The following is a 1,552-nucleotide window of genomic DNA, read 5'->3' on the forward strand; positions in this document are numbered from 1 at the left end:
GGTCCGGCGATTTGTCCCGGGCAGGGTCGCCGATGATCACCGCTTTGCCGCCGCCCAGCGTCAGTCCCGCTGCGGCGTTCTTGTAGGTCATGCCTTCGCTGAGCCGCTGAACGTCGGTCAGTGCTTCCTCTTCGCTGGCATAGGGGCGCATCCGCAAACCGCCGGCGGCGGGGCCCAGCCGGGTGGAGTGGATGGCGATGAAGCCAAGCAGCCCCGCAGAGGCCTCTTCGACGCGGTAGATCTCTTCATGGGTGGTCGATGCGATGGCAGTCACTGTCATCTGGATTGTTCCTCCAAAACTTTTCCCGATGATACCAGGGCGCAGGCGCAGGTTTTCACCAAAAAGGCCTGCCGGAACGGCAGTGTTTGGTGGTATGCTCTGCAGAATGTGCCATTCTTAGGGGAAAGCTCCATGGACTCAATTGATCGCAAGATTGTGGCCGCGCTTCAGCGCAATGGGCGGCTGAAGATTTCCGAATTGTCGGAAACGGTCGGGCTGTCGCCAACGCCCTGCGCGCGCCGGGTGGCCAATCTGGAGGAAAGCGGCGTGATCAGCGGCTATTCCGCGCGGGTGGATCAGGCCAAGATGGGGCTGCCGGTGACGATCTTTGTGGCGGTGGAACTGGAGCGCCAATCGACCGGCGCCCTGCAGGCCTTTGAAAAAGCGGTGCGCCAGTTCGATCAGGTGATGGAGTGCTACTTGATGACCGGCACCCGCGATATCCTGTTGCGGGTGGTGGCTGAGGACCTGCCGGACTTCGACCGGTTTCTGGAAGACCGTCTTATGCGGGTGCCGGGTATTCGCAACACCCGCTCCAGCTTCACCTTGCGCACCATGATCCAGCGCGATGCCTTGCCGGCCTGCTAACCGGTTCACGCCGGGGGGTGCCTGTGTTAGGCTGGCTGCACAGAGCAGGCCCGCACGCCTGGCTGCCAACCGCAACGGCGCGGGACAGCTGAGAGGCCGATGCAGGGTGAAAAACAGGATCGTGGGGCACAAAATGGCAAAAGCAATCAGCAAAAGCAGTACATCCGCGCGCAAATCCGGCGCGGGCAAGGCACCTGTCCGGAAGACGGGCACGCTGACGGCGTCCACCGCCACGACGGCAGCTGTGAAATCTGAAACGGGCACGGCGGCGGCCGTGAGCGCGCCGATGCAGCAGGACGCGCCGGAGGTCAATCCGTCTGCTGCACCGGAACCGGTGGTTGTTGCAGCGGCTTCGCCGGTTGTTGCTGCACCGGAATTGAGCAAGAAGGAGCTGGTGGAACTGGCGGTAGAACGCTCCGGTGTCAAAAAGAAAGATGCAAAGCCGGTGGTAGAGGCGGTTCTGGCGCTGCTGGGCGAGGCTGTGGCCGAAGGCCGTGAGCTGAACCTCAAACCGTTCGGGAAACTGCGCATCAACCGCAGCCAGGAGCGCAGCAACGGCAAAGTGTTCGTATGCAAACTGCGCCAGCCGGCCGTCGCAAAAAACGCGGCGGCAGAAAATTCCGGAGAAGCCGGAAATTCTTCGAATGACCCTCTTGCAGAGGCCGCACCGGACGGGTAAAAGCC

3 protein-coding genes are annotated in these 1,552 nt (G+C 62.2%); 2 read left to right on the forward strand and 1 reads right to left on the reverse strand.

What is annotated here, in order from left to right:
• Positions 1-280 (reverse strand): Glu/Leu/Phe/Val dehydrogenase dimerization domain-containing protein (locus A2I95_RS36785; RefSeq protein ID WP_291737427.1); only part of this gene is annotated, 280 nt, incomplete at its 3' end.
• Positions 281-412: 132 nt separating this feature from the next.
• Here A2I95_RS36785 and A2I95_RS36790 point away from each other — a divergent pair.
• The gene (locus A2I95_RS36790; RefSeq protein ID WP_027258524.1) at positions 413-868 is read left to right on the forward strand and encodes an Lrp/AsnC family transcriptional regulator; all 456 of its coding nucleotides are present in this window, start codon (positions 413-415) and stop codon (positions 866-868) included.
• A 133-nt stretch (positions 869-1,001) separates the two neighbouring features.
• A complete protein-coding gene (locus A2I95_RS36795) occupies positions 1,002-1,547 on the forward strand; it encodes an HU family DNA-binding protein (RefSeq protein WP_291737428.1) in 546 nt (181 codons plus the stop codon).
• The last annotated feature ends 5 nt before the right edge of the window (positions 1,548-1,552 follow it).

The sequence above is a fragment of the Leisingera sp. F5 genome, from assembly GCF_001593695.1.

Bases quoted from the DNA above. Each gene is read 5' to 3' on its own strand.
- A2I95_RS36795 (WP_291737428.1), top strand. From the start codon at position 1,002: ATGGCAAAAGCAATCAGCAAAAGCAGTACATCCGCGCGCAAATCCGGC.
- A2I95_RS36790 (WP_027258524.1), top strand. From the start codon at position 413: ATGGACTCAATTGATCGCAAGATTGTGGCCGCGCTTCAGCGCAATGGG.